This is a genomic window from Vibrio sp. 05-20-BW147, assembly GCF_013369385.1.
Classification (GTDB): Bacteria; Pseudomonadota; Gammaproteobacteria; order Enterobacterales; family Vibrionaceae; genus Vibrio; species Vibrio floridensis.
In genome coordinates this window covers 313255-339178 of record NZ_SZTO01000010.1, presented here as the reverse complement: position 1 = coordinate 339178, position 25924 = coordinate 313255, and the positions used below count along the sequence as shown (strand labels likewise).

The 25924-nt window shown below is 47.2% G+C and carries 29 protein-coding genes; all 29 read left to right on the top strand.

All coding sequences use genetic code 11. From position 1 onward, the window contains the following. Positions 1–27: 27 nt before the first annotated feature. A complete protein-coding gene (fliL, locus tag FC652_RS11765; protein ID WP_176298712.1) occupies positions 28–525 on the top strand; it encodes a flagellar basal body-associated protein FliL in 498 nt (165 codons plus the stop codon). Between the two features lie 7 nt (positions 526–532). Beyond that, positions 533–1573, top strand: coding sequence for a flagellar motor switch protein FliM (gene fliM, locus FC652_RS11760; RefSeq protein ID WP_176298711.1), 1041 nt, complete (start codon positions 533–535; stop codon positions 1571–1573). 69 nt (positions 1574–1642) lie between these two features. Then, positions 1643–2053, top strand: a complete 411-nt coding sequence (gene fliN / locus FC652_RS11755) for a flagellar motor switch protein FliN (RefSeq protein ID WP_176298710.1) — start codon at positions 1643–1645, stop codon at positions 2051–2053. After that, complete coding sequence (fliO, locus tag FC652_RS11750) at positions 2053–2475, top strand: flagellar biosynthetic protein FliO (protein WP_176298709.1); 423 nt, start codon at positions 2053–2055, stop codon at positions 2473–2475. Before fliN ends, fliO begins: the two co-directional genes overlap by 1 nt. Next, entirely contained in the window at positions 2465–3334 is an 870-nt protein-coding gene (fliP, locus tag FC652_RS11745) for a flagellar type III secretion system pore protein FliP (protein ID WP_176298708.1), read from the top strand. Before fliO ends, fliP begins: the two co-directional genes overlap by 11 nt. 15 nt (positions 3335–3349) lie before the next feature. Beyond that, on the top strand, positions 3350–3619 hold the full coding sequence (gene fliQ, locus FC652_RS11740) for a flagellar biosynthesis protein FliQ (protein WP_011079845.1): 270 nt from the start codon (positions 3350–3352) through the stop codon (positions 3617–3619). 12 nt (positions 3620–3631) lie between these two features. After that, the gene (fliR, locus tag FC652_RS11735; RefSeq protein WP_176298707.1) at positions 3632–4414 is read left to right on the top strand and encodes a flagellar biosynthetic protein FliR; all 783 of its coding nucleotides are present in this window, start codon (positions 3632–3634) and stop codon (positions 4412–4414) included. Positions 4415–4423: 9 nt separating this feature from the next. Next, positions 4424–5554: a flagellar biosynthesis protein FlhB gene (flhB, locus tag FC652_RS11730; protein ID WP_176298706.1), complete on the top strand. Its 1131-nt coding sequence runs from the start codon at positions 4424–4426 to the stop codon at positions 5552–5554. 188 nt (positions 5555–5742) lie between these two features. Further along, positions 5743–7839, top strand: a complete 2097-nt coding sequence (gene flhA / locus FC652_RS11725; protein ID WP_176298705.1) for a flagellar biosynthesis protein FlhA — start codon at positions 5743–5745, stop codon at positions 7837–7839. Between the two features lie 49 nt (positions 7840–7888). Continuing rightward, complete coding sequence (gene flhF / locus FC652_RS11720) at positions 7889–9382, top strand: flagellar biosynthesis protein FlhF (protein ID WP_176298704.1); 1494 nt, start codon at positions 7889–7891, stop codon at positions 9380–9382. A 13-nt stretch (positions 9383–9395) separates the two neighbouring features. Beyond that, positions 9396–10283, top strand: coding sequence for a MinD/ParA family protein (locus tag FC652_RS11715; protein WP_176298703.1), 888 nt, complete (start codon positions 9396–9398; stop codon positions 10281–10283). Next, a complete protein-coding gene (locus FC652_RS11710) occupies positions 10276–11010 on the top strand; it encodes an RNA polymerase sigma factor FliA (protein WP_176298702.1) in 735 nt (244 codons plus the stop codon). Before FC652_RS11715 ends, FC652_RS11710 begins: the two co-directional genes overlap by 8 nt. Before the next feature lie 44 nt (positions 11011–11054). Further along, positions 11055–11423, top strand: coding sequence for a chemotaxis response regulator CheY (cheY, locus tag FC652_RS11705; RefSeq protein ID WP_017052487.1), 369 nt, complete (start codon positions 11055–11057; stop codon positions 11421–11423). 122 nt (positions 11424–11545) lie between these two features. Continuing rightward, the gene (locus FC652_RS11700) at positions 11546–12286 is read left to right on the top strand and encodes a protein phosphatase CheZ (RefSeq protein ID WP_176298701.1); all 741 of its coding nucleotides are present in this window, start codon (positions 11546–11548) and stop codon (positions 12284–12286) included. Positions 12287–12295: 9 nt separating this feature from the next. Continuing rightward, positions 12296–14521: a chemotaxis protein CheA gene (locus FC652_RS11695; protein ID WP_176298700.1), complete on the top strand. Its 2226-nt coding sequence runs from the start codon at positions 12296–12298 to the stop codon at positions 14519–14521. 30 nt (positions 14522–14551) lie between these two features. Then, the gene (locus FC652_RS11690) at positions 14552–15682 is read left to right on the top strand and encodes a chemotaxis response regulator protein-glutamate methylesterase (protein ID WP_176298699.1); all 1131 of its coding nucleotides are present in this window, start codon (positions 14552–14554) and stop codon (positions 15680–15682) included. A gap of 8 nt (positions 15683–15690) precedes the next feature. After that, positions 15691–16467, top strand: coding sequence for a ParA family protein (locus FC652_RS11685; protein ID WP_176298698.1), 777 nt, complete (start codon positions 15691–15693; stop codon positions 16465–16467). After that, complete coding sequence (locus tag FC652_RS11680) at positions 16460–17527, top strand: chemotaxis protein CheW (RefSeq protein ID WP_176298697.1); 1068 nt, start codon at positions 16460–16462, stop codon at positions 17525–17527. The genes FC652_RS11685 and FC652_RS11680 overlap by 8 nt, the downstream gene beginning before the upstream one ends. A gap of 32 nt (positions 17528–17559) precedes the next feature. Then, entirely contained in the window at positions 17560–18054 is a 495-nt protein-coding gene (locus tag FC652_RS11675; protein ID WP_017420583.1) for a chemotaxis protein CheW, read from the top strand. Continuing rightward, positions 18054–18551, top strand: coding sequence for a DUF2802 domain-containing protein (locus FC652_RS11670; RefSeq protein WP_176298696.1), 498 nt, complete (start codon positions 18054–18056; stop codon positions 18549–18551). The genes FC652_RS11675 and FC652_RS11670 overlap by 1 nt, the downstream gene beginning before the upstream one ends. A 294-nt stretch (positions 18552–18845) precedes the next feature. After that, entirely contained in the window at positions 18846–19463 is a 618-nt protein-coding gene (gene ccmA / locus FC652_RS11665) for a cytochrome c biogenesis heme-transporting ATPase CcmA (RefSeq protein ID WP_176298695.1), read from the top strand. Position 19464: 1 nt separating this feature from the next. Continuing rightward, positions 19465–20133 (top strand): heme exporter protein CcmB, encoded by a 669-nt coding sequence (gene ccmB / locus FC652_RS11660; protein WP_176298694.1) that lies wholly within the window; start codon positions 19465–19467, stop codon positions 20131–20133. A 107-nt stretch (positions 20134–20240) separates the two neighbouring features. Beyond that, positions 20241–20984 carry a heme ABC transporter permease gene (locus FC652_RS11655; RefSeq protein WP_176298693.1) on the top strand — a complete coding sequence of 248 codons (744 nt, stop codon included), beginning with the start codon at positions 20241–20243 and terminating at the stop codon, positions 20982–20984. 12 nt (positions 20985–20996) lie between these two features. Next, the gene (ccmD, locus tag FC652_RS11650) at positions 20997–21203 is read left to right on the top strand and encodes a heme exporter protein CcmD (protein WP_176298692.1); all 207 of its coding nucleotides are present in this window, start codon (positions 20997–20999) and stop codon (positions 21201–21203) included. Further along, positions 21200–21685 (top strand): cytochrome c maturation protein CcmE, encoded by a 486-nt coding sequence (gene ccmE, locus FC652_RS11645; RefSeq protein WP_176298691.1) that lies wholly within the window; start codon positions 21200–21202, stop codon positions 21683–21685. The genes ccmD and ccmE overlap by 4 nt, the downstream gene beginning before the upstream one ends. Continuing rightward, entirely contained in the window at positions 21682–23664 is a 1983-nt protein-coding gene (locus tag FC652_RS11640) for a heme lyase CcmF/NrfE family subunit (protein ID WP_176298690.1), read from the top strand. Before ccmE ends, FC652_RS11640 begins: the two co-directional genes overlap by 4 nt. Before the next feature lies 1 nt (position 23665). Continuing rightward, complete coding sequence (locus FC652_RS11635; RefSeq protein ID WP_176298689.1) at positions 23666–24220, top strand: DsbE family thiol:disulfide interchange protein; 555 nt, start codon at positions 23666–23668, stop codon at positions 24218–24220. Continuing rightward, positions 24217–24699, top strand: a complete 483-nt coding sequence (locus FC652_RS11630) for a cytochrome c-type biogenesis protein (protein WP_176298688.1) — start codon at positions 24217–24219, stop codon at positions 24697–24699. Before FC652_RS11635 ends, FC652_RS11630 begins: the two co-directional genes overlap by 4 nt. Further along, a complete protein-coding gene (gene ccmI / locus FC652_RS11625) occupies positions 24699–25913 on the top strand; it encodes a c-type cytochrome biogenesis protein CcmI (RefSeq protein WP_176298687.1) in 1215 nt (404 codons plus the stop codon). Before FC652_RS11630 ends, ccmI begins: the two co-directional genes overlap by 1 nt. The last annotated feature ends 11 nt before the right edge of the window (positions 25914–25924 follow it).

Here is a 25924-nt window from a genome sequence, read left to right as displayed (position 1 = left end):
TGTTAAGTTTGATAGGTAGAGCAGCTCATGGCAGAAGAAATGCAAAACGGTGAAGACGCACCAAAAGGGAAAAGTAAACTCCTCATCATTATCATTGCTGTTGTTGTTTTATTGGTTGGTGGCGGTGGCGCGGCCTTTTTCCTGATGGGCTCTGATCCTGCGGAAGAAGAAGCCACTGCACAAGTCGACGCAAAACCTGTTGAAGACCCGATTGCGTACGTTAATATTGCTCAGCCTTTTGTTTTCAATGTGACAGGCGACAATCGTAACCGCATGGTACAGATTAAAGTGCAGTTGATGGTCAGAGGAACTGAAAACGAGAACCTTGCTCGTTATCACTCTCCACTGATTGAAAGCTCCTTACTGTCTACCTTTGCTTCAGCAACGGTTGAGCAGTTGCGTTCACCTACTGGTCGAACGGAGCTACGCGACAAAGCCACAGATGACATTAAAGCAGCGCTGACGAAATCGGTAGGTCAGTCTGTGATTGAAAAAGTATTGTTTACCGACTTTGTAATCCAGTAGGTATAGCGTGACCGATCTATTAAGCCAAGACGAGATTGATGCGCTCCTTCATGGGGTGGATGATGTCGATGAGATAGATGAGCCGATAGATGATGATCTAGGCAGTGCCGTCAATTTCGACTTCTCTTCACAAGATAGGATTGTCCGTGGTCGCATGCCGACCTTGGAGTTAATCAACGAACGTTTTGCTCGCCATATGCGTATCAGTTTGTTCAACATGTTGAGAAAGACTGCCGAAGTCTCGATCAACGGTGTACAAATGATGAAATTTGGTGAATACCAAAACACGCTGTACGTACCCACCAGTTTGAACATGGTTCGCTTCAGGCCATTAAAAGGCACCGCGTTGATCACCATGGAAGCGCGTTTGGTGTTTATTCTTGTAGAGAACTTTTTTGGTGGCGATGGTCGCTTCCACGCCAAAATTGAAGGCCGTGAATTTACCCCAACTGAGCGACGCATCATACAGCTTCTACTGAAAATCGTATTTGAAGATTACAAAGAAGCTTGGTCTCCGGTGATGGGGGTAGAATTTGAGTATCTCGATTCGGAAGTGAACCCGAGTATGGCGAACATTGTTAGCCCAACGGAAGTGATTGTGGTGAGCTCTTTCCACATCGAAGTGGATGGCGGCGGTGGTGATTTCCATGTGGTCATGCCGTATTCCATGGTCGAGCCGATCCGCGAATTGCTTGATGCGGGTGTGCAATCGGACAAAATGGAAACGGACGTACGTTGGAGCTCTGCTCTGCGCGAAGAAATCATGGATTGCCCGGTGAATTTCCGAGTTAACTTGTTAGAGAAAAAAATCTCTTTGCGCGATCTGATGGAACTTCGTCCTGGAGACGTTATTCCTATAGAAATGCCTAAACATGCGGTGATGTTTGTCGAAGAATTGCCCACCTATCGTGTAAAGATGGGGCAATCTAACGAGAAGCTGGCTGTGCAAATTTCCGAAGAAATTGAACGCCCGCATGTGGTGAAAACCGATTTAACTTTCTTGGGCAAAGACATTATGTCTGAGCTAGAAAGTAACGACGATGATTAATACGCTCTGTATTGAGTAATATCTTTGTCTAGTATTCAGTTAAACAGTAAGTAAAAACAGGACAGTAACATGGCATCAAGTGAAGATGAAAGGCTAGCGGCAGAATGGGCAGCGGCTCTGGGTGAAGATCCTTCAGCGCCTGACATTGATGTTGACGAAGTTTTAGCTGCACCATTGGAAGAACTAAAAGACACCTCTGCGCCAATCACCGCCGATGAGCGTCGTAAACTGGATACCATTATGGATATTCCAGTGACCATTTCAATGGAAGTGGGCCGTTCACAAATCAGCATTCGTAACTTACTTCAGCTTAACCAAGGTTCGGTAGTGGAACTGGACCGCCTGGCGGGTGAATCACTCGATGTGTTGGTCAATGGAACATTGATTGCGCATGGCGAGGTCGTGGTGGTCAACGATAAGTTTGGTATTCGTCTCACTGACGTGATCAGCCAAACTGAACGTATCAAAAAATTGCGTTAATGCTTATGAGACCAAGCCGTTATCGCCATCGCTTATTTGGTCTTACAGGAGCACTGGTCACCATGACGAGTGCTCCTCGTGTTTGGGCCGCGCCTCAAACGCCAGAACTTGACCTTGCCACCACGTTTGCTTCTCTTCTCCTCGTTATCGCTTTTATTCTCTTTTTAGCTTGGCTGATGAAGCGCATCCAAACGCCAGCATTCGGCCAGAAACACGGTCTAAAAGTGGTGAGCCAAATGGCGGTGGGGACCCGAGAGCGCATCGCCGTTGTTCAGGCGGGGGAAGAACAATTTTTAGTGGGCATCACCAGTCAGTCTATCCAGCTGATTGCAAAATTAGAGCATCCGTTAAAACAGGAGGAGTTGGCTAAAACGGCATTTGCACAACAATTTAGCCAGCTACTGAAAAAGAATGAACAATAAGCAACTTCTGACCACGTTTTGGCTATCACTCAGCTTACTGATGGCATCCCTATTTTCCTTTTCGGCTTGGGCACAAGCGGAAGAGACCGCGTTGCCAGCCAATCTTGCACCGGGCGGTAGTGTGACGGTTTCACAAATGCAGAGTGACACCAGTCAAAGCGAGTTTATGAGTGTTGGCAAAGGTGGGGGAATTCCTGCTTTCACCATGACCACTAACCCTGACGGCAGTGAAGACTACTCGGTCACGTTGCAGATTTTAGCGTTAATGACCATGCTTGGCTTCTTGCCAGCGATGGTAATTTTGATGACCTCATTCACTCGCATTGTGGTGGTGATGTCGATTTTGCGACAGGCCATGGGTCTGCAACAAACGCCGTCAAACCAGGTCATTATTGGTATCGCACTTTTCTTAACCTTTTTTATCATGTCGCCGGTGATCAACGAAGTGAATGAACAGGCGGTTCAGCCGTACCTGAATGAGCAGCTCACCGCACGCGAAGCGTTTGACGCCGCGCAAGGGCCAATGAAAGCGTTTATGCTCAAGCAAACACGCGTGAAAGATCTCGAAACATTCGTCAACATGTCTGGAGAGCAAGTCACTAATCCTGAAGATGTGTCGATGGCAGTGTTGATTCCCGCGTTCATCACTTCTGAGCTGAAAACCGCATTCCAAATCGGATTCATGCTGTTTTTGCCGTTCCTTATCATTGACCTTGTGGTGGCTTCGGTGCTGATGGCAATGGGTATGATGATGCTTTCTCCAATGATCGTTTCGTTACCATTTAAGCTGATGCTGTTCGTGTTAGTCGATGGCTGGAATTTGATCTTGTCCACCTTAGCTGGCAGTTTTGCCTTGTAGCAGGGAGGATAAGCGATGACACCTGAAGTCTTTGTTGAGCTGTTTCGTGAAGCACTGTGGATGGTTCTTATCATGGTGTGTGCCATCATTATTCCCAGTTTGTTGGTGGGTTTGATTGTGGCTATCTTTCAGGCGGCGACCTCGATCAACGAACAAACCCTGAGCTTTTTGCCACGTCTGATTGTGACTTTGCTGGCGTTAATGCTCTTTGGCCATTGGATGACACAGATGTTGATGGAATACTTTTTCGCGCTAGTGGAACGTTTTCCGCAAGTTCTGTACTAGGTGGGAGGAGCGATGGAATATCCAACCACCATTATTCTGGACTGGATAGCCAACTATTTTTGGCCTTTCACCCGTATCTCATCCATGCTGATGGTGATGACGGTGACGGGTGCGCGCTTTGTTTCTCCTCGAATTCGACTCTATCTCAGCCTTGCCATCACCTTGGCCTTGATGCCCGCCATTCCGGCAGTACCACAAGAGCTCCAACTGCTCTCGTTCCAAGGTTTTTTGACCACCTTTGAGCAAATTGTCATTGGTGTAGCGATGGGGATGGTCACGCAATTTATCATCCAAACGTTTGTCTTGCTGGGGCAGATTTTGGGTATGCAATCGAGCTTGGGTTTCGCCTCCATGGTGGACCCGGCCAATGGACAGAATACACCGCTGCTCGGTCAGTTATTTATGTTCCTGTCGACCTTGTTCTTCCTTGCCACTGATGGCCACTTGAAAATGCTGCAATTGGTGCTGTTTAGCTTCAAAACCTTGCCCATAGGCAGTGGTTCATTGAATGCGGTTGATTTCCGCGAACTGGCACTGTGGCTGAGCATCATGTTCAAAACCGCCTTGAGCATGTCGCTTTCGGGCATTATTGCGTTGCTGACCATCAACCTCTCTTTTGGGGTGATGACCCGAGCCGCACCGCAGCTGAACATTTTCTCCCTTGGTTTCGCTTTCGCTTTGCTGGTGGGATTATTGATTTGTTGGTACATCTTGGCTGGCTTATACAGCCACTATGAGCTGTACTGGTTGCAAGGCGAACAGCAGGTTTGCCGATTTATTCGCTTGAATTGCTAGGAGGCTGGTTTGGCAGAGTCAGACGGTCAAGAACGTACCGAAGAAGCCACGCCCCGACGGTTACAACAAGCGCGGGAAAAAGGCCAAGTTGCACGCTCAAAAGAGCTGGCTTCTGTGTCAGTATTGGTGATTGGTGCTGTTTCCCTGATGTGGTTCGGTGAAAGTCTCGCACGAGCGTTGTTCAAAGCGATGGGGCGTTTGTTTAGCCTCTCTCGTGAAGAAATTTTTGACCCCAGTAAGCTATTTGATATTGCCAGTGGTGCCTTAAGCGCTTTGCTGCTTCCTCTGCTGCTTATTTTGTTTGCGCTCTTTGTCGCCGCTGCGATTGGTTCTGCCGGCGTCGGTGGCATCAGTTTTTCAGTGGAAGCGGCAATGCCTAAATTATCGAAAATGAACCCACTGAGCGGCATCAAACGTATGTTTGGCTTGCAAAGCTGGGTTGAACTCATCAAATCCATCTTAAAAGTCGCCTTGGTCACGGGCGTAGCGATCTATCTGATTCAAGCTTCACAGGAAGACTTAATCCAACTCAGTTTGGATGTCTATCCACAGAATATTTTCCACGCTTTGGACATATTGTTGAATTTCGTTTTGCTGATCAGTTGTTCGTTGTTGATTGTGGTGGCGATCGACATTCCTTTTCAGATTTGGCAACACGCTGATCAACTGAAAATGACCAAGCAAGAAGTGAAAGACGAATACAAAGACACCGAAGGTAAGCCTGAGGTCAAAGGCCGTATCCGTATGCTGCAACGTGAAGCCGCTCAGCGCCGTATGATGGCGGACGTTCCGACCGCGGATGTGATCGTGACCAACCCGGAGCATTTCTCTGTTGCGCTGCGTTATAAACAAAGTACCGATAGAGCGCCTGTGGTGGTGGCGAAAGGAACCGATCACATGGCGATGAAAATTCGAGAAGTTGCTAGAGAGCATGATATTTACATTGTTCCAGCTCCGCCGCTGGCACGCGCGCTTTACTATTCAACGGAGCTGGAACAGCAGATCCCAGATGGGTTGTTTACTGCAGTGGCTCAGATTCTGGCGTATGTGTTCCAACTGAAGCAGTATCGAAAACGAGGTGGGCATCGTCCGAAACTGAAAGATTATGATTTGCCTATTCCACCTGATTTGCGCCAGTGATTTGCTTGTTATGAGAGCGCTTTTGAGCGGTACTTTGCCGTATGGTCACGTTTGTCATTATTTTGGCGCATGAGCTGGTATAGAGATTGCTTGAGAGTGGCCTAATCCGAATGATACGTACGGATAACCCCAGTGGTTATTTTCTATATCAATAAGTTAAAGTTATCCATTGAGACGAAGTAATGGCTATGAAATTTACTCTGCCGTTTGCAGATAAGTTGCCGAAAATTCCCCAACGCTCCATGCCTGCGATTGGCGCACCGATTATGGTGTTGGCCACCTTGGCGATGGTTGTGCTCCCCATTCCTCCGTTCCTATTGGACATGTTTTTTACCTTTAACATCGCCTTAGCCATGGTGGTGTTGTTGGTGACGGTGTATACCCGTCGACCACTCGATTTTGCAGCGTTCCCCACGGTACTTTTGATTGCGACCTTGCTTAGATTGGCCTTGAACGTTGCCTCAACGCGTGTGGTTCTCCTGAAGGGGCACGAAGGGGGAGACGCGGCTGGTAACGTTATCGAAGCGTTTGGTAACGTGGTGATCGGCGGTAACTACGCCGTTGGTCTTGTGGTGTTCCTGATCTTGATGATCATTAACTTTATGGTTGTCACCAAGGGTGCGGGTCGTATTTCCGAGGTAAGTGCTCGCTTCACCTTGGACGCTTTGCCTGGTAAACAGATGGCGATCGATGCCGACTTGAATGCGGGCTTGATAGACCAAGAACAAGCGCGTTTACGTCGTTTTGAAGTGACCAAAGAAGCCGATTTCTACGGCTCGATGGATGGTGCATCGAAGTTCGTTAAAGGTGATGCCATCGCCGGTATTTTGATCTTGTTCATCAACATCATTGGTGGTTTGAGCATTGGTATGGCGCAGTATGATCTTGGTTTCACCGACGCCATCAAAATCTATACATTGCTGACCATTGGTGACGGTCTGGTGGCGCAGATCCCATCCCTGTTGCTTTCTATTGCAGCGGCGATGATGGTGACTCGTCAGAATACCGATGAAGATATGGGCGAGCAGATGCTCTTCCAAATGTTTGACAATCCAAAAGCGCTTACGATCACCGCAGCGATTCTGGGCATCATGGGGATTGTACCTGGTATGCCTCATTTTGCTTTCCTGACGCTAGCGGCGATCGCCGGAGCAGGTGCTTACTTTATTGATAAGAAGCAAAAGCAAAAGGCCAAAGAACCGAAAGTGCCCATGGTGGCAGACAGCAGCAATGCCCCCTCTGTACGTGAGCTCTCTTGGGATGACGTACAGCCGGTCGACATCATTGGCTTGGAAGTGGGTTATCGTCTTATCCCATTGGTGGACAGAGACCAAGGTGGCGAACTGCTTGAACGCGTGAAAGGGGTTCGTAAGAAGCTCTCACAAGATTTTGGCTTCCTGATCCCGCCAGTGCACATTCGTGACAACTTAGAACTCACTCCGAACAGTTATCGAATCACTTTGATGGGTGTCGCCGTCGGTGAAGCTGAAATTCGTCCTGATCAAGAACTGGCCATTAACCCAGGTCAAGTGTATGGCATGATCGATGGTGAACCGACTATCGACCCAGCATTTGGGTTGGAAGCGGTTTGGATTCGACCTGACCAAAGAGAGCACGCTCAAGCACTAGGCTATACTGTGGTGGATTCTTCAACCGTGCTAGCAACTCACATGAGTCAGCTACTCACTAATAATGCATCGCAGTTACTCGGCCATGAAGAAGTACAGAACTTGCTGGAAATGTTGGGCCGAAGTGCGCCGAAACTGGTGGAGAATTTTGTTCCTGACCAACTGGCGCTAGGTACGGTGGTGAAAGTGCTGCAAAATCTACTTAATGAAGCGATTCCTATTCGAGATATTCGCACCATTGTTCAGACCTTGGCTGAATATTCCTCAAAGAGTCAAGAACCCGACATTCTCACTGCGGCAGTACGGATTTCATTAAAACGACTAATCGTTCAGGAAATCAATGGAATAGAACCCGAGTTGCCAGTGATTACCCTAATTCCAGAGCTGGAACAAATATTGCATCAGACCATGCAGGCGTCAGGTGGTGAGTCTGCGGGCATCGAACCCGGTTTGGCTGAAAGATTGCAATCATCGTTGATGATGGCGACTCAGGAGCAAGAGCTCAAAGGCGAACCAGCAGTCTTACTCACCTCGGGCGTGCTGCGGTCCACTCTGGCGAAATTTGTTAAGAACACGATTCCTAACCTCAGAGTGCTTTCGTATCAGGAAATTCCTGACGAAAAACAAATTCGAATTGTACAGGCTGTGGGTAACTGATCTATTAATTAATAACTGATGGTTAAGCCCTGTTTAATGGACGAATGGTTTGAAAATAAAACGATTTTTTGCCAAAGACATGCGAACTGCATTACTCCAAGTAAAAGAAGAACTTGGCGTTGATGCTGTCATCATGTCGAACAAAAAGGTGGCCGGTGGCGTTGAAATTGTCGCTGCGATTGATGGTGACAATCAATCCTCCACTTTTGGCAGCATGCCTAATTTAAGTCGCCGACAAGCGACAGCAACCCCGTCGACAGCAGGGCAATACACTGCGCCTCCCGCACGTAAAGCGACTCGCGATCTTCAAGACGATCGCGTCAGCTTACAGAGCGAGAAGACCAATGGCGGATCCATGACCAAACGCTTTGCCAACATGCTTAAGCAGTACAGCAATACAAGCGAAGAGAGCAGCTACCGAGATGAATCGGCCGACTCTCTGAACTCATTGCTGGAAAGACAAAACAAACATCGTGAAGAGCAAGGCAATAACGTCCGAATTCGTGAGAATTCACCGTTGGCTAAGCTGATTGCGGAAGACAGGCGTGTTCCACGCCCAGAGCCTCGCCTCGACCCAACACGCTATGATCGTCGTAAGCCTCAGCCTGAACAGGAAGAAGGCAGTAACGAACTAGAAAACATGCGTGAAGAGATGACCTCAATACGGCGTCTGCTGGAACATCAGGTGTCGGGATTACTTTGGCAAGAAGTGGAACGTAGAGAGCCACTTAGGGCAATGCTTATCAAGCGCCTCGAACGTATGGGAGTTTCCCCTGAACTGGCGGATCAGATGGCGTGTTACATTCCAGAAGATACCAAACCCGCCCGTGCATGGAAGGCGTTGCTCGCTTTGGTCTCTGACCAAATTAGCGTGACCAAACAGGATATTCTGAAACGTGGTGGTGTTGTGGCGTTGTTGGGCCCAACCGGGGTTGGGAAGACCACCACGATAGCCAAACTTGCAGCACGAGCAGCCATGGAGTATGGCGCGAACAATGTCGCGTTAGTGACGACCGATACTTATCGAATCGGTGCGCATGAGCAACTCTCCATTTATGGAAGAATTATGGGTTGCCCCGTAAAAGTTGCTAAAGATTCTAAAGAGTTAGCCGATGTAATCTATCAGCTCAGAAACAGAAAACTGATCTTGGTCGATACAGCGGGTATGGGACAGCGAGATGTCCGATTATCAGAACAGCTCGATACCTTGATGCAGGAGAGTGGTGAAGTCATTCATAGTTATCTAGTGCTTCCCGCTACAGCTCAACGACGAGTACTACAAGAGACTTTAGATCATTTTCGTAGAATTCCACTTTCAGGTTGTATCCTGACCAAGCTCGATGAGTCATTAAGCTTGGGCGAATTTGTCAGTGTTGTCATTCAAAATGCGCTGCCCGTTGCTTATATCGCAAATGGCCAGCGGGTGCCAGAAGACATCGTGATAGCACAACCAAAATATTTGATCGCGAAAGCGAATGAACTGCTTGAGAAGTCGACAGAGAATGAACCTCACTACTGGAACAGTGACAACGAAGGATTCTAGGCGGCGGACTACTATGACTGAGAATATGATACACGATCAAGCAAGCGGCCTCCGTCGCTTAACACAACCATCATTAACCAAAGTGATTGCAGTTACTGGCGGAAAAGGTGGTGTGGGTAAATCAAACGTAACCCTTGGCTTAGCGATTTCAATGGCTCGCCAAGGAAAGAAAGTGATGGTCCTAGATGCTGACCTAGGTCTTGCTAATGTCGACGTTATGCTCGGAATTCGTTCAAAACGTAACTTAGGGCATGTATTGGCTGGGGAATGTGAGCTAAAAGATGCTATTGTTGAAGGACCATATGGTATTAAAATAATACCGGCAACGTCTGGGACGCAGAGTATGACAGAGCTTTCACATGCTCAGCACGTTGGTTTGATTCGAGCATTCGGTAGCCTTGAAGATGATATGGATGTGCTGCTCATTGATACAGCCGCCGGTATTTCTGATATGGTGATTAGTTTTTCACGAGCAGCTCAAGATGTTATCGTTGTGGTGTGTGATGAACCTACCTCAATTACCGATGCATATGCTTTAATTAAGTTATTGAGTAAAGAGCATCAAGTTCAACGCTTCAAGATTGTTGCAAATATGGTCAGAAGCTACCGAGAAGGTCGAGAATTGTTTGCAAAATTGACGTTGGTCACAGAGCGATTCTTGAATGTGAGCCTCGAACTCGTAGCATGTATTCCGTTAGATGATAAAGTGCGACAAGCGGTCAAGAGACAGAAAATCGTGGTGGACGCTTTCCCGCGTTCCCCTGCAGCGTTGGCGATCAGTTCGTTAGCCAACAAAGCGCTGACTTGGCCAATACCCAAAAGCCCAAGTGGTCATTTGGAATTCTTTGTCGAAAGATTGCTCTCACGCAATGCATTTATAGAGGAACCGTTTGGTGAATAAAGCGCTTACTTATGACCAGCATGCGAATGTGAACAGCCAAAAACTGTTCATTGAAAGATATTCGGTGTTGGTCAAACGCATTGCTCACCATTTATTAGGACGGCTGCCTCCTAGCGTTCAGGTCGAGGACCTAATCCAAGCGGGTATGATTGGCCTGATAGAAGCTCAACAAAATTATGACGCTACAAAAGGCGCGAGTTTTGAAACTTATGCTGGCATTCGTATCCGTGGTGCTATGCTTGATGATATCAGGCGTGGTGATTGGGTGCCTCGTTCGGTACACAAAAGCAATCGAGAGATTAGCCAAGCGATAGCCGAACTTGAAGGAATACTCAATCGAGATCCAAGTGATGCCGAAGTAGCGAAGCATATGGGGATGTCACTAGAGCAATACCACAATGCTTTGACAGATATCAATTGTTCTCGCTTGATTGGTATTGAAGATCTTGGGGTATCGGATGATGTGATCACCTCGGTGGAAGATTCAGACAACAACACCCCTTTTAAAGGTGTTGCTGATGAATATTTTAGAAAAGCACTGGTTGAATCAATAAAACAGCTACCAGAACGTGAAGCTTTGGTACTTTCGCTCTATTATGATGAAGAGCTAAACTTAAAAGAAATTGGGGAAATTCTGAGTGTTAGCGAGTCTCGCGTCAGTCAGATATTGAGCCAGTCAATGCAACGTTTGCGCACTAAGCTTAGTGCTTGGACACAAAATGATTAAAACACTGATTTCGACATTCAGTGGAGGCAATTTTGAATAAAAACATGAAGATCCTTATTGTTGACGATTTCTCAACAATGCGCCGTATTGTAAAGAACCTGCTTCGTGATCTGGGTTTCAATAACACTCAGGAAGCTGATGATGGTTTGACAGCGTTACCTATGCTGAAAAAAGGTGATTTCGATTTCGTCGTTACGGATTGGAATATGCCGGGGATGCAAGGTATTGATCTGCTGAAAAATATTCGCGCGGACGCTGAGCTTAAGCACTTGCCTGTATTGATGATTACAGCAGAAGCGAAGCGTGAGCAGATCATCGAAGCGGCTCAAGCAGGCGTTAACGGTTACATCGTTAAGCCATTTACAGCGGCAACCCTAAAAGAAAAACTCGATAAAATTTTTGAACGTTTATAAACCTCGTTTGAAGATTACTTCGTCAGAGCTGCTATAAGCATCGATAAAGATGCCACTTAAAACATTGGCAGCTCATAAACGCAGCATGCTTCCGAAGCATAAACGAAAAGGGTCTATTCAGAATGATCTCATTAGAGCAAGCAAAGTCTCTAGTTGAATTACTGGAACAGGGAGAGCAAGCAGCAGCAGACCAGCTGGTTGCTTCGATCTATGAGGACAATGGCAATCCAATGCTACAAGAGATTGGAACGCTGACTCGAGATCTGCACACTTCTCTGAAGAATTTCAGCTTAGATCAACGGATGACAGAAATTACAAACGATGAAATCCCAGATGCAAGGGATCGCCTTCAATATGTCATCGAAAAAACGGAACTCGCAGCGAACAAGACCATGGATGCTGTCGAGCTCTGTCTCCCAATAGCCGATAATCTTCACGAATGCTTGCTACAAGTCCGTCCTCAGTGGAATGAACTGATGCACGGTCGCATCGAATTGAGTGAATTCAAGGCCCTTTGCCATCGTATCGAAGATCTTTTAGTTCAAGTCGAAGGCGATAGCACAGAATTACGCGGCCAGTTAACAGAAATTTTGATGGCACAAGATTTCCAAGACTTAACTGGACAGATTATCCGTCGTGTCATCACTCTCGTAAACGAAGTGGAAGGGCGATTGGTAGATATCCTAACGGTGTTTGCTGGAAATAAACCGCCGAAGGACAAAACTCAAGAAACACAGAATCTTGCCGAAAAAGAAAAAAGTGGCAGCGAGCCAGAGGGTCCAATTTTGCACCCCGAGTTGCGTGAAGACGCAGTTGCATCGCAGGATGAAGTCGATGATTTGTTATCCAGTCTTGGATTTTAAAGGTAACGTATGAGCTACGATTTAGACGAAGATATCCTACAGGACTTTCTAATTGAAGCCGGGGAAATTCTGGAGCTGCTTTCTGAGCAGTTGGTAGAATTGGAAAATAACCCAGAAGACAGGGATCTTCTAAACGCTATTTTCCGTGGATTCCATACGGTTAAGGGTGGTGCCGGTTTCTTATCACTGACTGAACTGGTGGAAACTTGTCATGGTGCTGAAAACGTGTTTGACGTATTGCGTAATGGCCAGCGTACTGTCTCTCCAAGTCTAATGGACACCATGCTACGTGCTTTAGACACAGTAAACCATCAGTTTAAAGCCGTCCAAGATCGCGAGCCACTCGAAGCGGCCGATCCTGTTCTGTTGGATGAGCTTCATCATCTCTGTCGTCCTGAATCAGAAGATGTAATTCATGAAGAAGTTGCGGCGGTGGAACCAGAGCCAGAAATTACGCCTGAGCCTATCGTCGAAGAGCCTGTTGTGTCAGTAGCAAACAGCACGGTTGCCTCGTCAGTGGATGAAATTACCCAAGATGAGTTTGAAAAACTTCTTGATGAATTGCACGGCAAAGGCAGTGCACCGAGCGGTGCAGCAGCGCCATCAGCCCCGCCTCGGGCCCCTGTTAGTGTAGCGACCGATAGCGGTGACATCACCGACGACGAGTTTGAAAAGTTGCTGGACGAGTTGCACGGCGCGGGAAATAGTCCAACTTCTTCAAATGTAGTAACCCCGCCTCCGCCTCCTCCGTCGCCAACAAAACCTGTTGCAGCGAGTGGAGCAGACAGCGACCTGATGACCGATGAAGAGTTTGAAAGACTACTAGATGAGCTTCATGGTTCCGGCAAAGGGCCAACTTTAGAAGAGTTGGATTTTGCAACCAAACCAGCCGCTGCCAACGTGACGCCACCACCAGCGCCAACGTCCAAGCCTGCCGAGCCGGTAAAAGCCGCACCAAAACCAGCAGTTGCACCAGCGCGTGCGGAAGTGAAAGCCCCCGCAGTGCAAGAAGCCAAAGCACCAGCGACGCAACAAGCAGCCAAAAAGCCGCAACAAGCGGATGCAACAGTGCGAGTGGATACTTCAACGCTCGATACCATTATGAACATGGTGGGTGAGCTTGTACTGGTTCGAAATCGTCTTTTGAGTCTCGGTCTGAATAGTAACGATGAAGAGATGGCGAAAGCAGTCGCTAACCTCGACGTGGTGACCGCGGATCTGCAAGGCGCCGTTATGAAGACGCGTATGCAGCCAATCAAGAAAGTGTTTGGTCGTTTCCCTCGTGTTGTTCGTGACTTGGCACGTAACCTACAAAAAGACATCGTGCTGGAAATGCGCGGTGAGGAGACTGACCTAGATAAAAACTTAGTTGAAGCACTAGCAGATCCATTGATTCACTTAGTGCGTAACTCGGTCGACCACGGTATCGAGATGCCTGATGACCGTGCTAAAGCAGGTAAGTCTCGTACGGGTAAAGTCATTCTTTCTGCATCTCAAGAGGGCGATCATATTGAGCTCGCCATCATCGATGATGGCGGCGGTATGGACCCTGACAAACTTCGTGGTATCGCGGTCAAACGTGGCATGATGGATGAAGATGCGGCAGGTCGTCTATCCAATAAAGAGTGTTTCAACCTAATTTTTGCTCCAGGGTTCTCAAGTAAAGAGAAAATTTCTGATATCTCAGGTCGTGGTGTGGGGATGGACGTAGTGAAAACGGCCATCAATACGCTAAACGGCTCAATCGATATCGACTCAGAACTGGGCAAAGGCACCAAGATTACAATCAAAGTACCGTTAACGTTGGCGATCTTACCGACATTGATGGTCGGTGTTGCGGGTCACCCATTCGCATTGCCACTTGCCTCGGTCAATGAAATCTTCCATTTAGATCTGAGCCGCACCAATGTGGTTGATGGTCAGTTAACCATCATTGTTCGTGAAAAAGCCATCCCGCTTTTCTACTTACAAAACTGGCTTGCGCCTAAATCGGGTAAAGCACAACTGCGCAAGGGTCATGGACATGTCGTGATTGTTCAGATTGGCAGCCAGCGTGTCGGCTTTGTCGTAGACACCTTAATCGGTCAAGAAGAAGTGGTTATCAAACCGCTAGATAACCTGCTGCAAGGTACTCCAGGTATGGCCGGTGCAACCATTACAAGTGATGGCCATATAGCGCTGATTTTGGATGTGCCAGATCTGCTTAAACAGTATGCGGCAGCCTCTCGTATCTAAGCGAGAACCAGCAATACAATAAGGACTCAAATGGCGATAAAAGTATTAGTAGTTGATGATTCCAGTTTTTTCCGACGTCGGGTCAGCGAGATCATCAATGCCGAATCGCGCCTAGAAGTGATCGATGTGGCCGTAAACGGCAAAGAAGCCGTTGAAAAAGCAAAGCGCCTAAAGCCAGATGTGATCACAATGGACATCGAAATGCCGGTCATGGACGGCATTTCGGCCGTTCGTGAAATTATGGCGTCGATACCGACGCCAATCTTGATGTTTTCGTCGTTAACACATGATGGTGCTAAAGCGACTCTAGATGCGTTAGACGCAGGGGCATTGGATTTTTTACCGAAGAAATTTGAAGATATCGCACGAAACCGTGACGAAGCGGTCTCCTTGCTACAGCAACGTGTCATTCAAATCGCGTCAAAACGCGCATTCATGAGACGCCCAGCGGTCGCCTCTGTTGCAGACAGAGCACCACAAACCTCACTAAGTCGTCCTACAACAGGACTAAGGCGTGAGGCAGTTGCTCAGCCAGTTGCACCAACGCGAGCTCCTGTTGTCACAAAGTTCAGAGCATCGGGTAAGAAGTATCAGCTTACTGCCATTGGTACCTCAACAGGTGGGCCAGTTGCTTTGCAGAAAATTCTGACAAAACTACCCGCTAACTATCCTCACCCCATCGTCTTGGTTCAGCACATGCCGGCCACCTTTACGGCAGCGTTTGCCAGTCGTCTTAACACCCTGTGTAAGATTCAGGTAAAAGAAGCGCAAGATGGTGATGTATTACAACCGGGGGTGGCATATCTAGCTCCTGGTGGTAAACAGATGATGATCGATGGCCGCCCTGGAGCCGCAAGGCTTCGCATTATCGATGGTGGAGAGCGCATGAACTACAAGCCTTGCGTCGATGTCACCTTTGGTTCTGCAGCAAAAATCTACGCAGATAAAGTGCTGTCTATGGTGCTTACCGGAATGGGAGCTGACGGTCGCGAAGGTGCTCGCATGCTCAAGTCTGCTGGAGCGACGATTTGGGCGCAGGATGAAGAGAGCTGTGTCGTTTATGGCATGCCACAAGCGGTGGCCAAAGCAGGACTATCGACAGAAGATCTGCCTTTGGATCGTATTGCAGAGCGTATGCTAGTTGAAGTAGGGCTAGCGTAAGGAAGGATATGATAGTTTGGAGTGTAGCAAATCAAAAAGGTGGCGTAGGTAAAACCACCACAACCGTCACTCTCGCCGGACTGTTGAGTCAAAAAGGCCATCGCGTCTTGCTGGTCGATACCGACCCACATGGCTCTTTGACGACATATCTGGGCTTTGACCCCGATGGAGTGACGCGCAGTCTATTTGATTTGTTTCAACTGAAAGAGTTTACGCGAGAAAACGTTAAACCTTTGCTATTGAAAACCGATGTTGAAGGGATCGATATCATTCCCGCTCATATGTCTTTAGCGACACTTGATCGCGTAATGGGCAACAGAAGCGGCATGGGCTTAATATTAAAACGTGCGTTAATCGCTTTGTCTAAAGATTACGATTATGTCTTGATTGACTGCCCACCCATTTTGGGTGTGATGATGGTCAATGCCTTGGCGGCCAGCGATCGAATTTTAATTCCTGTCCAAACCGAGTTTTTGGCAATGAAGGGATTGGAGCGCATGGTTCGTACTTTGTCGATCATGCAAAAATCGCGGCGCGACCCTTTTAAAGTCACGATCGTTCCAACCATGTACGATAAGCGCACGAAAGCATCCTTGCAGACACTGACTCAGTTAAAAAAGGACTATCCAGATCAGGTTTGGACTTCAGCGGTTCCGATTGATACTAAGTTTAGAGACGCGAGTTTGAAGCGTTTACCTGCATCTCATTTTGCCGAGGGCAGCCGTGGTGTTTTTGCTTATAAGCAATTGCTAATCTATTTAGAGAGGTTAGCTATCGATGAGTAGCAAAGAAGCGGTACTATCGAGCGAAAAAGCACTGGATGATTACTTCAGTGCTTTACTGGCCGAAGAGCAAGAACTGGAACTGTTCCACGAAGACGATTTAGTGGCAGAGCGTTTAGTGAATTCTTATCAACCAGAGCTGAGAGTTCAGTATTCAGAGCCAGAATCCTATCGGTATGCGGAAACGGATTTAAGAGAGTTCGAAGCGCCAAATTTGGAAGATGTCGAACGTCTTCTCAGTCAGTTAGAATCTACCAATGTCGTAGACGAGCTTGGTATCGACGATATTTTGGCGCAAAACACCGCGACGATTGCTGAGTTGCAACAAGAGGCGCAACTGGTGGTCGAACGAGAGGTACTTGTTGATGAAGTGCCGGTGGTCGAAGTTAAAGAAGAAATACAAGATTGGCCTGTAGAGACCGAGTTTAGCGAAGAGATTCAGGATTGGCCGGTTGAGATTGAAGAGCCAGCGGTTGACGTCGCACCTGTAGAGCCTGAGTTAGAAACGATCTCGCAGGAAGAAGAACAAGTGTCTCATGAGACACAAGTCGAGTTGGAAATGCAAACCGAGTCAAACAGCGCTCAGGTTTGGTCATCGACTCAACGAACAGATGCTTTCCAAGTACTCTACTTTGATGTCAACAGTGTGACTTTCGCTGTCCCTCTCGATGAGCTAGGTGGAATCCATCAACTGACTCAGTTGAACCACTTAATCGGTAGACCAGGCTGGTATCTTGGTTTGCAAACCAATCGGGATCAGCAACTGGATGTGGTTGATACGGCACGTTGGGTTATGCCAGACAAGCTGGCTGATGAAGAATACAAATCGAACTATCAGTATATTGTCATGCTAGGGAATAGCATGTGGGGCTTAGCCAGTAATAAATTGCTGGGCACTGAGCTTCTTTATCCAGAAAAAGTGCGTTGGCGTGAGCAATCGGGTAAGCGCCCGTGGCTTGCCGGCATGGTGAAAGAGAAAATGTGTGCTTTAATTCATGTAGACGCATTAATTTCCATGCTAAATGCCGGACTGGATGTAAAATCATTAAATTCAGAATTTTGAGAAGTCGGGAACGACATTAACGAGGATTAGCTATGTCTCATTCTAACGAAGTAGAAGTAAAAAAAGATCACACAAATGATGAAGTACTTCAGTGGGTGACGTTCCAGCTGGAAGAAGAAACTTACGGCATTAACGTAATGCAAGTTCGCGAAGTACTTCGTTATACAGAAATTGCGCCCGTCCCAGGTGCACCAGATTATGTACTTGGTATTATCAACCTACGTGGTAATGTCGTTACGGTGATCGACACTCGCTCACGCTTTGGCCTAATGGAAGGCGAAGTAACAGACAACACTCGCATTATCGTGATTGAATCTGAGCATCAAGTGATTGGTATTCTTGTAGACAGTGTCGCTGAAGTGGTTTACCTGCGTTCTTCAGAAATCGATTCAACCCCATCTGTTGGTACGGATGAGAGTGCCAAGTTTATCCAAGGTGTGAGCAACCGCGATGGTAAGTTGCTGATCTTGGTCGACCTGAACAAGTTGTTGACGGATGAAGAATGGGATGACATGGCTCATCTATAATGCTTGAGATGTTTTCCGATAGCCCTGTGATACTCGCTGGCTTTGTGGTCTTCTCTTTTATTGTACTTATTTTGCTTCCATTGCGAGTCAAAGCAGTACTGCAAAAGCGTTTAGACCAACAAAGCCAGATGTTGCGTAGCAGTGACAAAGAGTTACAGAAAGCAAATAAGCAATTACTTGAGGTCAGATCCGTTGTTATTGGGTTGGGACAACGAGTAAGCGAACAGCAAGACATTATTCAGCATCTAACAGAACGAGTTGTCGAGTTGGAGCAAGCAGATACCGATGGTCGTTTGTATACGCGCGCTAGCAAGATGGTTCAGCTCGGCGCAGATGTCAACGAACTAATCAAAGAGTGTGAGTTACCGAAAGCTGAAGCGGAATTGATGTTGTCACTACAAAAGAAAATAGCGGGCAAAGAAAAAGTGCCACCGTTAAGCAGCCGCCTCTCTGATTTGGATGAAAGGTCGCAAAAGAAAACGACACCAAGACGCTAGGCATGTTTGTCTGTTGAAAAAGAAAAAGAAAAAGAAAAAGAAGCTTCGGCTTCTTTTTTGTTATTTTGCGCTGCAAAGCACAATAGTGAGTCGTGACCGAGCTAGTGGAGAGTTTTGTTCAGGGAAAGTGAAAGAATTGAGATACTTATCACTCTATAGAGGTAAATTTAAATAAATGTGATAACAGGTTAACAAATTCTCACCAACTGACAAACATAGAGGGTTTGTTGTCCTGTCTTGTAACTAATTAGCTGTGTTAATATACCCCTCAAATTTGTGTCGCTATGAAGCCTTATGCTAGAAGTTTCCCATTTAACCGCAATTCGCGATGAACGCGTGCTTTTTGAAAATCTTCAGTTTGAAATCAAACCCGGTGAGTTGGTGCAGATTGAGGGTCGAAACGGTACTGGTAAAACCACGCTACTTCGAATCGTGACAGGGCTTGGCGACAGAGACGAAGGCTCCATCAAATGGAAAGGGGAGGCGATTGAAAAAAGCCGCGACCAGTTCCATCAAGATTTGCTTTTCTTAGGCCATCAAACTGGGGTGAAAAGAGAGCTTACCGCGTTTGAAAATTTACGCTTTTATCAATCGATTCATAATTCAGACTCCTCTTCAGAACGGATTTTTCACGCCCTGACTCAGGTTGGCTTGGCGGGACGTGAAGATGTACCCGTCGCACAGTTGTCTGCCGGGCAGCAGAGGCGCGTGGCGTTGGCCCGCCTTTGGTTAAGCAATCAGATCCTTTGGATTCTTGATGAGCCGTTAACTGCCATCGACAAGCAGGGGGTGAAAGTGCTTGAGTCTCTGTTTTCCAACCATGTTGATAATGGGGGCATCGTAATCTTGACGACACACCAAGATATGTTTGCAGATAGCCCGAAACTCAGAAAAATTAAGTTGGGTGATTGAGATGATTTCTGCAATGACAACCATTATTCGCCGTGAGCTGCTTATTGCTTTTCGACGCCAAGCCGATATTTTGAACCCACTTTGGTTTTTTATCATAGTTATTACCCTGTTCCCTCTCAGCATCGGCCCCGAGCCGAATTTGTTAGCGCGTATTGCAGCAGGTATTGTTTGGGTAGCGGCATTGCTATCCGCTCTATTATCTTTAGAGCGTCTGTTTCGCGATGATTTTCAAGATGGTGCACTTGAGCAAATGATGCTGATGCCAATTCCTTTGCAACTTGTAGTGATTTCAAAGGTCATAGCACATTGGTTATTGACAGGTTTGCCACTGATTCTCATTAGCCCGTTGTTGGCCATTTTGTTGTCGTTAGATTTCAATACTTGGTTATCGGTGGTCTTAACCCTATTGCTTGGTACACCAACGCTAAGTTTTATTGGAGCAATTGGTGTTGCCCTAACCGTAGGACTGCAAAAAGGGGGGGTATTGTTGAGCTTATTGGTTTTACCGCTTTATATCCCAATTTTGATTTTTGCGACGTCTGCAATTGATGCCGCAGCGTTGGGAATGGCGTATAACGGCCAGTTGGCCATTTTGGGTGCCATGCTCGTTGGCGGCATGACACTCACCCCTTTTGCTATCGGCGCTGCGTTGAGAGTCAGTGTTAACTAAAAAATTACCGACATTAATACAATATCGGATCAAAGAATTATTATTACAGCACTGCTAGTGTAACACGCTAAGTTTGTGCCTGAGTGAAGTAAGAGTGAGAACTAAACATGTGGAAATGGCTCCATCCTTATGCAAAGCCAGAAACAGCCTACCAGCTAAGTGGTAAGTTGTTGCCTTGGTTTTCCGTTTTAGCCCTGATCTTTTTGGTAGTCGGTACAGTATGGGGCTTAGCATATGCTCCGGCTGACTATCAGCAAGGCGACAGCTTCAGAATCATCTACATTCATGTGCCTTCGGCTATTTGGTCGATGGGGGTGTATATGTCGATGGCCATCGCGGCCTTCATTGGCTTGGTTTGGCAAATTCGTTTGTCAGAGATGGCGGCGCTTGCAATGGCCCCGATTGGTGCGGTGTATACCTTTATCGCGTTAGTGACTGGTGCAGTCTGGGGGAAACCAATGTGGGGTACATGGTGGGTTTGGGATGCTCGCCTGACTTCTGAACTGATTCTTCTTTTCCTTTATTTGGGTGTGATTGCACTTTACCACGCCTTTGATGACCAAAAAACGGCGGCGAAAGCAGCAGGGATTCTGGCGATCGTTGGCGTGATCAACCTGCCAATTATTCACTTTTCGGTTGAGTGGTGGAACACCTTGCATCAAGGTGCAACGATCACTAAGTTTGCTAAACCTTCGATTGCTTCAGACATGCTCTGGCCATTGCTCCTGAACATTTTGGGTTTTGCTTTTTTCTTTGCGGCGGTGACTATGGTGCGTTTTCGCAACGAAATCATCAGTAAAGAAAGTCATCGTCCTTGGGTGCGTGAATTAGCACTCGAAAAAACTCAGTGAGGGTTTTAGAACATGCATTTTGAATCTCTGAGCGAATTTTTTGCGATGGGAGGCTATGCCTCCTACGTGTGGGGAGCGTTCGGCATAACATTTTTGTCGATGCTTATTCTTCTGATTAGCAGCTTACGCCGCAGCAATGCGCTGTTGAATGAAGTGAAAGCGAAGATAGACCGTCAGGCTCGAATTGATGCCGCGAAGAATATGGAGAACACTCTATGAATCCAAGACGTCAAAAGAGACTCGGCATTATTTTAGCCATCTTTATTGGTGTGAGCGCCACGATTGGTTTAATGATTTATGCATTGAACCAAAACATGGATCTATTCTATACCCCAACCGAGTTGGTAAATGGTAAAGAGGATGGCACAACGCCAACCGTCGGACAGCGTTTGCGTATTGGCGGTATGGTGGTCACAGGTTCTGTACGTCGTGACCCGCAGTCACTGAAAGTCAGTTTTGATCTTGCCGATGTCGGTCCAAAGGTGACTATCGAGTACGAAGGGATTCTTCCTGATTTATTTCGTGAAGGTCAGGGGATCGTCGCTCAAGGCGTTTTGAAAGATGCAACCACGGTTGAAGCATTTGAAGTCCTTGCAAAACACGATGAAGAATACATGCCACCTGAAATTGCTGAAGCAATGAAGAAGACGCACGCACCGTTACAATATTCTGAAGAACAAAAACAAGGAAGCGACCAATGATTGCAGAAATCGGTCACTTTGCCCTCATCGTCTCTTTAGCGATGGCGGTACTATTGAGCATATTGCCTCTTTGGGGGGCGTCAAACAACAATACCATGTTGATGAACAGCGCTCGCCCTTTATCTTGGGCGATGTTTGTGATGCTGTTTATCTCATTTATCGTTCTATGTTACGGTTTTTACGCGAATGATTTTACGCTGCAATATGTTGCCAGTAACTCGAACAGTCAGCTTCCTTGGTACTATCGTTTAACAGCGGTATGGGGCGCGCACGAAGGTTCATTACTGCTTTGGGTGTTGATCCAAGCAGCATGGACGGTTGCCGTCGCGACCTTTAGTCGTGGAATGCCTCAAGAATCGGTTGCTCGCGTGCTCGCAGTTATGGGGATGATTTCCGTTGGTTTCCTACTGTTTATCATCTTGACGTCAAATCCATTCCTACGCACCTTGCCTTTCTTCCCGGTTGATGGTCGAGATCTTAACCCGTTATTGCAAGACCCAGGTTTGATTGTTCACCCACCAATGCTTTACATGGGGTACGTGGGTTTCTCAGTGGCATTCTCTTTTGCCATCGCCTCGCTGATGACAGGTCGATTAGACACTGCGTGGGCACGTTGGTCTCGTCCATGGACGACCGCAGCATGGGTATTCCTTACCTTAGGTATCGCATTGGGTTCTTGGTGGGCTTACTATGAGCTTGGCTGGGGTGGCTGGTGGTTCTGGGATCCCGTAGAAAACGCCTCCTTTATGCCTTGGCTCGCGGGCACTGCGCTGATGCACTCTCTCGCGGTGACAGAAAAACGTGGCACCTTTAAAGCGTGGACAGTACTACTGGCGATCTCAGCGTTCTCGTTGAGCTTACTAGGTACCTTCCTAGTGCGATCGGGTATTTTGGTTTCTGTTCATGCATTTGCCTCTGACCCATCACGAGGCATGTTCATTCTTGGCTTCCTCGTTTTTGTTATTGGCGGTTCACTCCTCCTTTTCGCGGTAAAAGGCGCAGCAGTACGTGTGCGTGGTAACTTCGACCTGATTTCACGTGAGAACATGCTTCTTGGCAACAATGTCTTGTTGATCGCCGCGTTAGTCGTGGTGTTAGTCGGTACGTTACTGCCGCTAGTTCACAAGCAGATCGGTTTGGGGTCTGTTTCCATTGGTGCACCATTCTTCGACATGCTGTTTGCGTGGTTGATGATGCCATTTGCTTTCTTGCTTGGCATTGGACCTTTGATCCGTTGGAAGCGTGATCAGCTTTCGCACCTCATCAGACCTATGTTGGTTTCTGGCGTTGCTGCCTTTTCGCTCGGTTATTTATGTGTGTACCTGTTTGCCGATTTCTTTGACGTGATGGCATACATCGGCTGGGTGATGGCGATTTGGATCATCGCAATGCACGGCTTCGAGCTTTATGAACGTGCAACGCATCGTCATTCATTCTTGACTGGCGTTCGTAAGCTACAACGTAGTCACTGGGCAATGATGTTGGGACATATTGGTCTCGCAGTGACGGTGATTGGTATTGCGATGGTGCAAAACTACAGTATTGAACGCGATGTGCGTTTAGCGCCTGGCGAGCATTTCCAAATTCAGGGTTACGATTTCTATTTCTCAGGTCTTCGCGACAAGAATGGCCCGAACTACGATGGTTATATCGCAGACTTTGAAATCACTCATAACGGTCAGTACGTTAATACACTGCATGCCGAGAAGCGCTTCTATCGCACCGCGAAATCGATGATGACAGAGGCGGCAATCGATCGTGGTATTACTCGTGATCTGTACATTGCTATGGGTGAGCGCTTGGAAGATAACCGTTCTTGGGCGGTACGTATTTACTACAAACCGTTTGTACGTTGGATCTGGGCAGGTTCTTTGATTATGTCATTCGGTGGTCTATTGGCGATGTCGGACAGACGTTACCGTTTCCGCAAGAGCAATAAAGCCGATGCCAAAGCGAAGCTAGAAGAACAAGAGGCATAAAATGAACAAGAAAATTTTGTTTGTTCCGCTGGTTGCCTTTATGGCACTTGCGGTGATTTTCGCCACTCAGTTGATTAAAAACCAACATGGCGATGACCCAACCAAGCTTGAATCGGTGTTAGTGGGTAAATCGGTGCCGACGTTTAAATTGGAAGATTTGGCAGAGCCGGGCAAGCTTTACGATCAGTCGATCTTTAAAGGGGAGCCGCTGCTGTTAAACGTTTGGGCGACTTGGTGCCCAACGTGTTATGCAGAGCATCAATACCTTAATGAGCTTGCTGGCAAGGGCGTAAAAATCATTGGTATGAACTACAAAGATGATCGTACCAAAGCGGTGGGTTGGTTAAATGACTTAGGCAACCCATATCTAATTAGCCTGTTCGATGGTAACGGCATGCTTGGTTTAGATCTGGGTGTCTACGGTGCGCCAGAAACCTTCATTATTGATGCGAATGGAATTATTCGTTATCGCCATGTCGGTGACGTCAATCCACGTAACTGGTCGGAAAAGCTAGAGCCGCTTTACAACCAGTTGGTTGAGGAGGCGAAACAATGAAAAAATTCCTTCTAGTTGTATTGGCGACTTTTACTCTTTCACTTGCTGCGCACGCTGCCATTGAAGTGTATGAATTTGATAACTTAGAGCAAGAACAGCAGTTCAAAGAGTTAGGTCATACGTTGCGCTGTCCAAAATGTCAGAACAACACCATTTCCGATTCGAATGCGGAGCTGGCGCAAGACCTGCGTCAAAAGGTGTATGAGATGACCAAAGAAGGCAAGTCAAAGGACGAAATCGTTGATTACATGATTGCCCGCTATGGAAACTTTGTGACTTACAACCCACCATTGACGCTTGCTACATCGATACTTTGGCTGGGCCCATTGGGCGTGATCGTGATTGGATTCACCTTGATTGTGCTACGAAGTCGTAAGCGAAAAAGTGTAAGTGAAGGTAGTGGCGAATCTTGGGATGATGATAAAGAAGCCCGTCTTAAGGCCTTGTTAGATGAAGAGAACAACGGAGACAAACAATAATGACACTTTTTTGGTTATCCACTGTCGCTCTGATTTTAGTTGCGTGTGCACTTATTGCTATGCCGATGCTTAAGCAAAAAGCCAATACTGATGATGTGTTACGTGATGAGCTCAACAAAGCATTTTATAAAGATCGCCTTTCTGAGCTTCAAGAAGAAGCCTCTGAAGGGTTAGTAGAAGATCAGCAGGACCTGATTGCCGATCTCAAACAATCGTTATTAGACGATATTCCTGATGCAAAGAAGCAGGGTGAAAGCAAAATTTCACCGATGGCGGTTTTGATCCCCTCAATTGTGTTGACCGTGGCACTGAGCTATGGGTTATACATCAAATTTGGCGCCTATCAAGATGTGGTGAAATGGCAAGAAGTCAATGCGAACTTGCCTGAGCTTTCGAAAAAGCTGATGTCCTCAACGGCTGAACCGCTCAGTGACGATGAGATGACGGATCTCACCTTGGCGCTGCGCACTCGTTTACATTATCAGCCTGATGATGCGACAGGGTGGTTGTTACTTGGCCGCATTGCTCTGGCGAATCGCGACGTCAACACCGCCATTGATGCGATGCAAAAAGCATTTGATCTGCAGCCAAAAGATGCCGATATTCAGCTGGGTTACGCGCAAGCTTTGATGTTGTCACAAGACGAAATGGACCAAAATACGGCTCGTTCGATTTTGAGCCAGTTGGTACGTGAGGATTATGTCGATCTTCGAGTGTTCTCTTTGTTGGCATTTGATGCGTTTGAACGTCAAGACTTTGCTGCTGCGGTTAAATACTGGAGTATTATGCAGCAAATGATTGGGCCACAAGATAGCCGCTACGAAATGCTTGCTCGCAGCATTGAAAGCGCTAAGCAGCGCATGGGCGAAAAGGGGGCTGCTGGTAAGAGTGTCGCAGTGACCATCGAGCTTAGCCCACAAGTGCAGGCGGATCCGAATTCAGTACTGATCGTCTCGGTACACAACGCGGACGGTTCGCCAATGCCTATTGCTGCAGCTCGCTATCCGCTCGGTACCTTTCCTCGTACCGTCGTGCTCGATGATGGAAACAGCATGATGCAAGGGCAGCAGCTTTCTAATCTGAGTGAACTGATTGTGCGCGCGCGCATCGATAGCGATGGTAATGTGGCGACAAAGCAAGGTGACTGGTATGGCGAAAGTGAGCCTGTCGCACTCGGTGCGCCGGTGACGCTGAGTATTAATAATCAATACTAATCTCGCTGGCT

Excerpts from the sequence above, each read along its gene's own strand:
- fliL (WP_176298712.1), top strand. The coding sequence starts at position 28 with ATGGCAGAAGAAATGCAAAACGGTGAAGACGCACCAAAAGGGAAAAGT.
- fliN (WP_176298710.1), top strand. The coding sequence starts at position 1,643 with ATGGCATCAAGTGAAGATGAAAGGCTAGCGGCAGAATGGGCAGCGGCT.
- fliO (WP_176298709.1), top strand. The coding sequence starts at position 2,053 with ATGCTTATGAGACCAAGCCGTTATCGCCATCGCTTATTTGGTCTTACA.
- fliP (WP_176298708.1), top strand. The coding sequence starts at position 2,465 with ATGAACAATAAGCAACTTCTGACCACGTTTTGGCTATCACTCAGCTTA.
- fliQ (WP_011079845.1), top strand. The coding sequence starts at position 3,350 with ATGACACCTGAAGTCTTTGTTGAGCTGTTTCGTGAAGCACTGTGGATG.
- fliR (WP_176298707.1), top strand. The coding sequence starts at position 3,632 with ATGGAATATCCAACCACCATTATTCTGGACTGGATAGCCAACTATTTT.
- flhA (WP_176298705.1), top strand. The coding sequence starts at position 5,743 with ATGAAATTTACTCTGCCGTTTGCAGATAAGTTGCCGAAAATTCCCCAA.
- FC652_RS11715 (WP_176298703.1), top strand. The coding sequence starts at position 9,396 with ATGACTGAGAATATGATACACGATCAAGCAAGCGGCCTCCGTCGCTTA.
- cheY (WP_017052487.1), top strand. The coding sequence starts at position 11,055 with ATGAAGATCCTTATTGTTGACGATTTCTCAACAATGCGCCGTATTGTA.
- FC652_RS11700 (WP_176298701.1), top strand. The coding sequence starts at position 11,546 with ATGATCTCATTAGAGCAAGCAAAGTCTCTAGTTGAATTACTGGAACAG.
- FC652_RS11695 (WP_176298700.1), top strand. The coding sequence starts at position 12,296 with ATGAGCTACGATTTAGACGAAGATATCCTACAGGACTTTCTAATTGAA.
- FC652_RS11690 (WP_176298699.1), top strand. The coding sequence starts at position 14,552 with ATGGCGATAAAAGTATTAGTAGTTGATGATTCCAGTTTTTTCCGACGT.
- FC652_RS11685 (WP_176298698.1), top strand. The coding sequence starts at position 15,691 with ATGATAGTTTGGAGTGTAGCAAATCAAAAAGGTGGCGTAGGTAAAACC.
- FC652_RS11680 (WP_176298697.1), top strand. The coding sequence starts at position 16,460 with ATGAGTAGCAAAGAAGCGGTACTATCGAGCGAAAAAGCACTGGATGAT.
- FC652_RS11675 (WP_017420583.1), top strand. The coding sequence starts at position 17,560 with ATGTCTCATTCTAACGAAGTAGAAGTAAAAAAAGATCACACAAATGAT.
- FC652_RS11670 (WP_176298696.1), top strand. The coding sequence starts at position 18,054 with ATGCTTGAGATGTTTTCCGATAGCCCTGTGATACTCGCTGGCTTTGTG.
- ccmA (WP_176298695.1), top strand. The coding sequence starts at position 18,846 with ATGCTAGAAGTTTCCCATTTAACCGCAATTCGCGATGAACGCGTGCTT.
- ccmB (WP_176298694.1), top strand. The coding sequence starts at position 19,465 with ATGATTTCTGCAATGACAACCATTATTCGCCGTGAGCTGCTTATTGCT.
- FC652_RS11655 (WP_176298693.1), top strand. The coding sequence starts at position 20,241 with ATGTGGAAATGGCTCCATCCTTATGCAAAGCCAGAAACAGCCTACCAG.
- ccmD (WP_176298692.1), top strand. The coding sequence starts at position 20,997 with ATGCATTTTGAATCTCTGAGCGAATTTTTTGCGATGGGAGGCTATGCC.
- ccmE (WP_176298691.1), top strand. The coding sequence starts at position 21,200 with ATGAATCCAAGACGTCAAAAGAGACTCGGCATTATTTTAGCCATCTTT.
- FC652_RS11640 (WP_176298690.1), top strand. The coding sequence starts at position 21,682 with ATGATTGCAGAAATCGGTCACTTTGCCCTCATCGTCTCTTTAGCGATG.
- FC652_RS11635 (WP_176298689.1), top strand. The coding sequence starts at position 23,666 with ATGAACAAGAAAATTTTGTTTGTTCCGCTGGTTGCCTTTATGGCACTT.
- FC652_RS11630 (WP_176298688.1), top strand. The coding sequence starts at position 24,217 with ATGAAAAAATTCCTTCTAGTTGTATTGGCGACTTTTACTCTTTCACTT.
- ccmI (WP_176298687.1), top strand. The coding sequence starts at position 24,699 with ATGACACTTTTTTGGTTATCCACTGTCGCTCTGATTTTAGTTGCGTGT.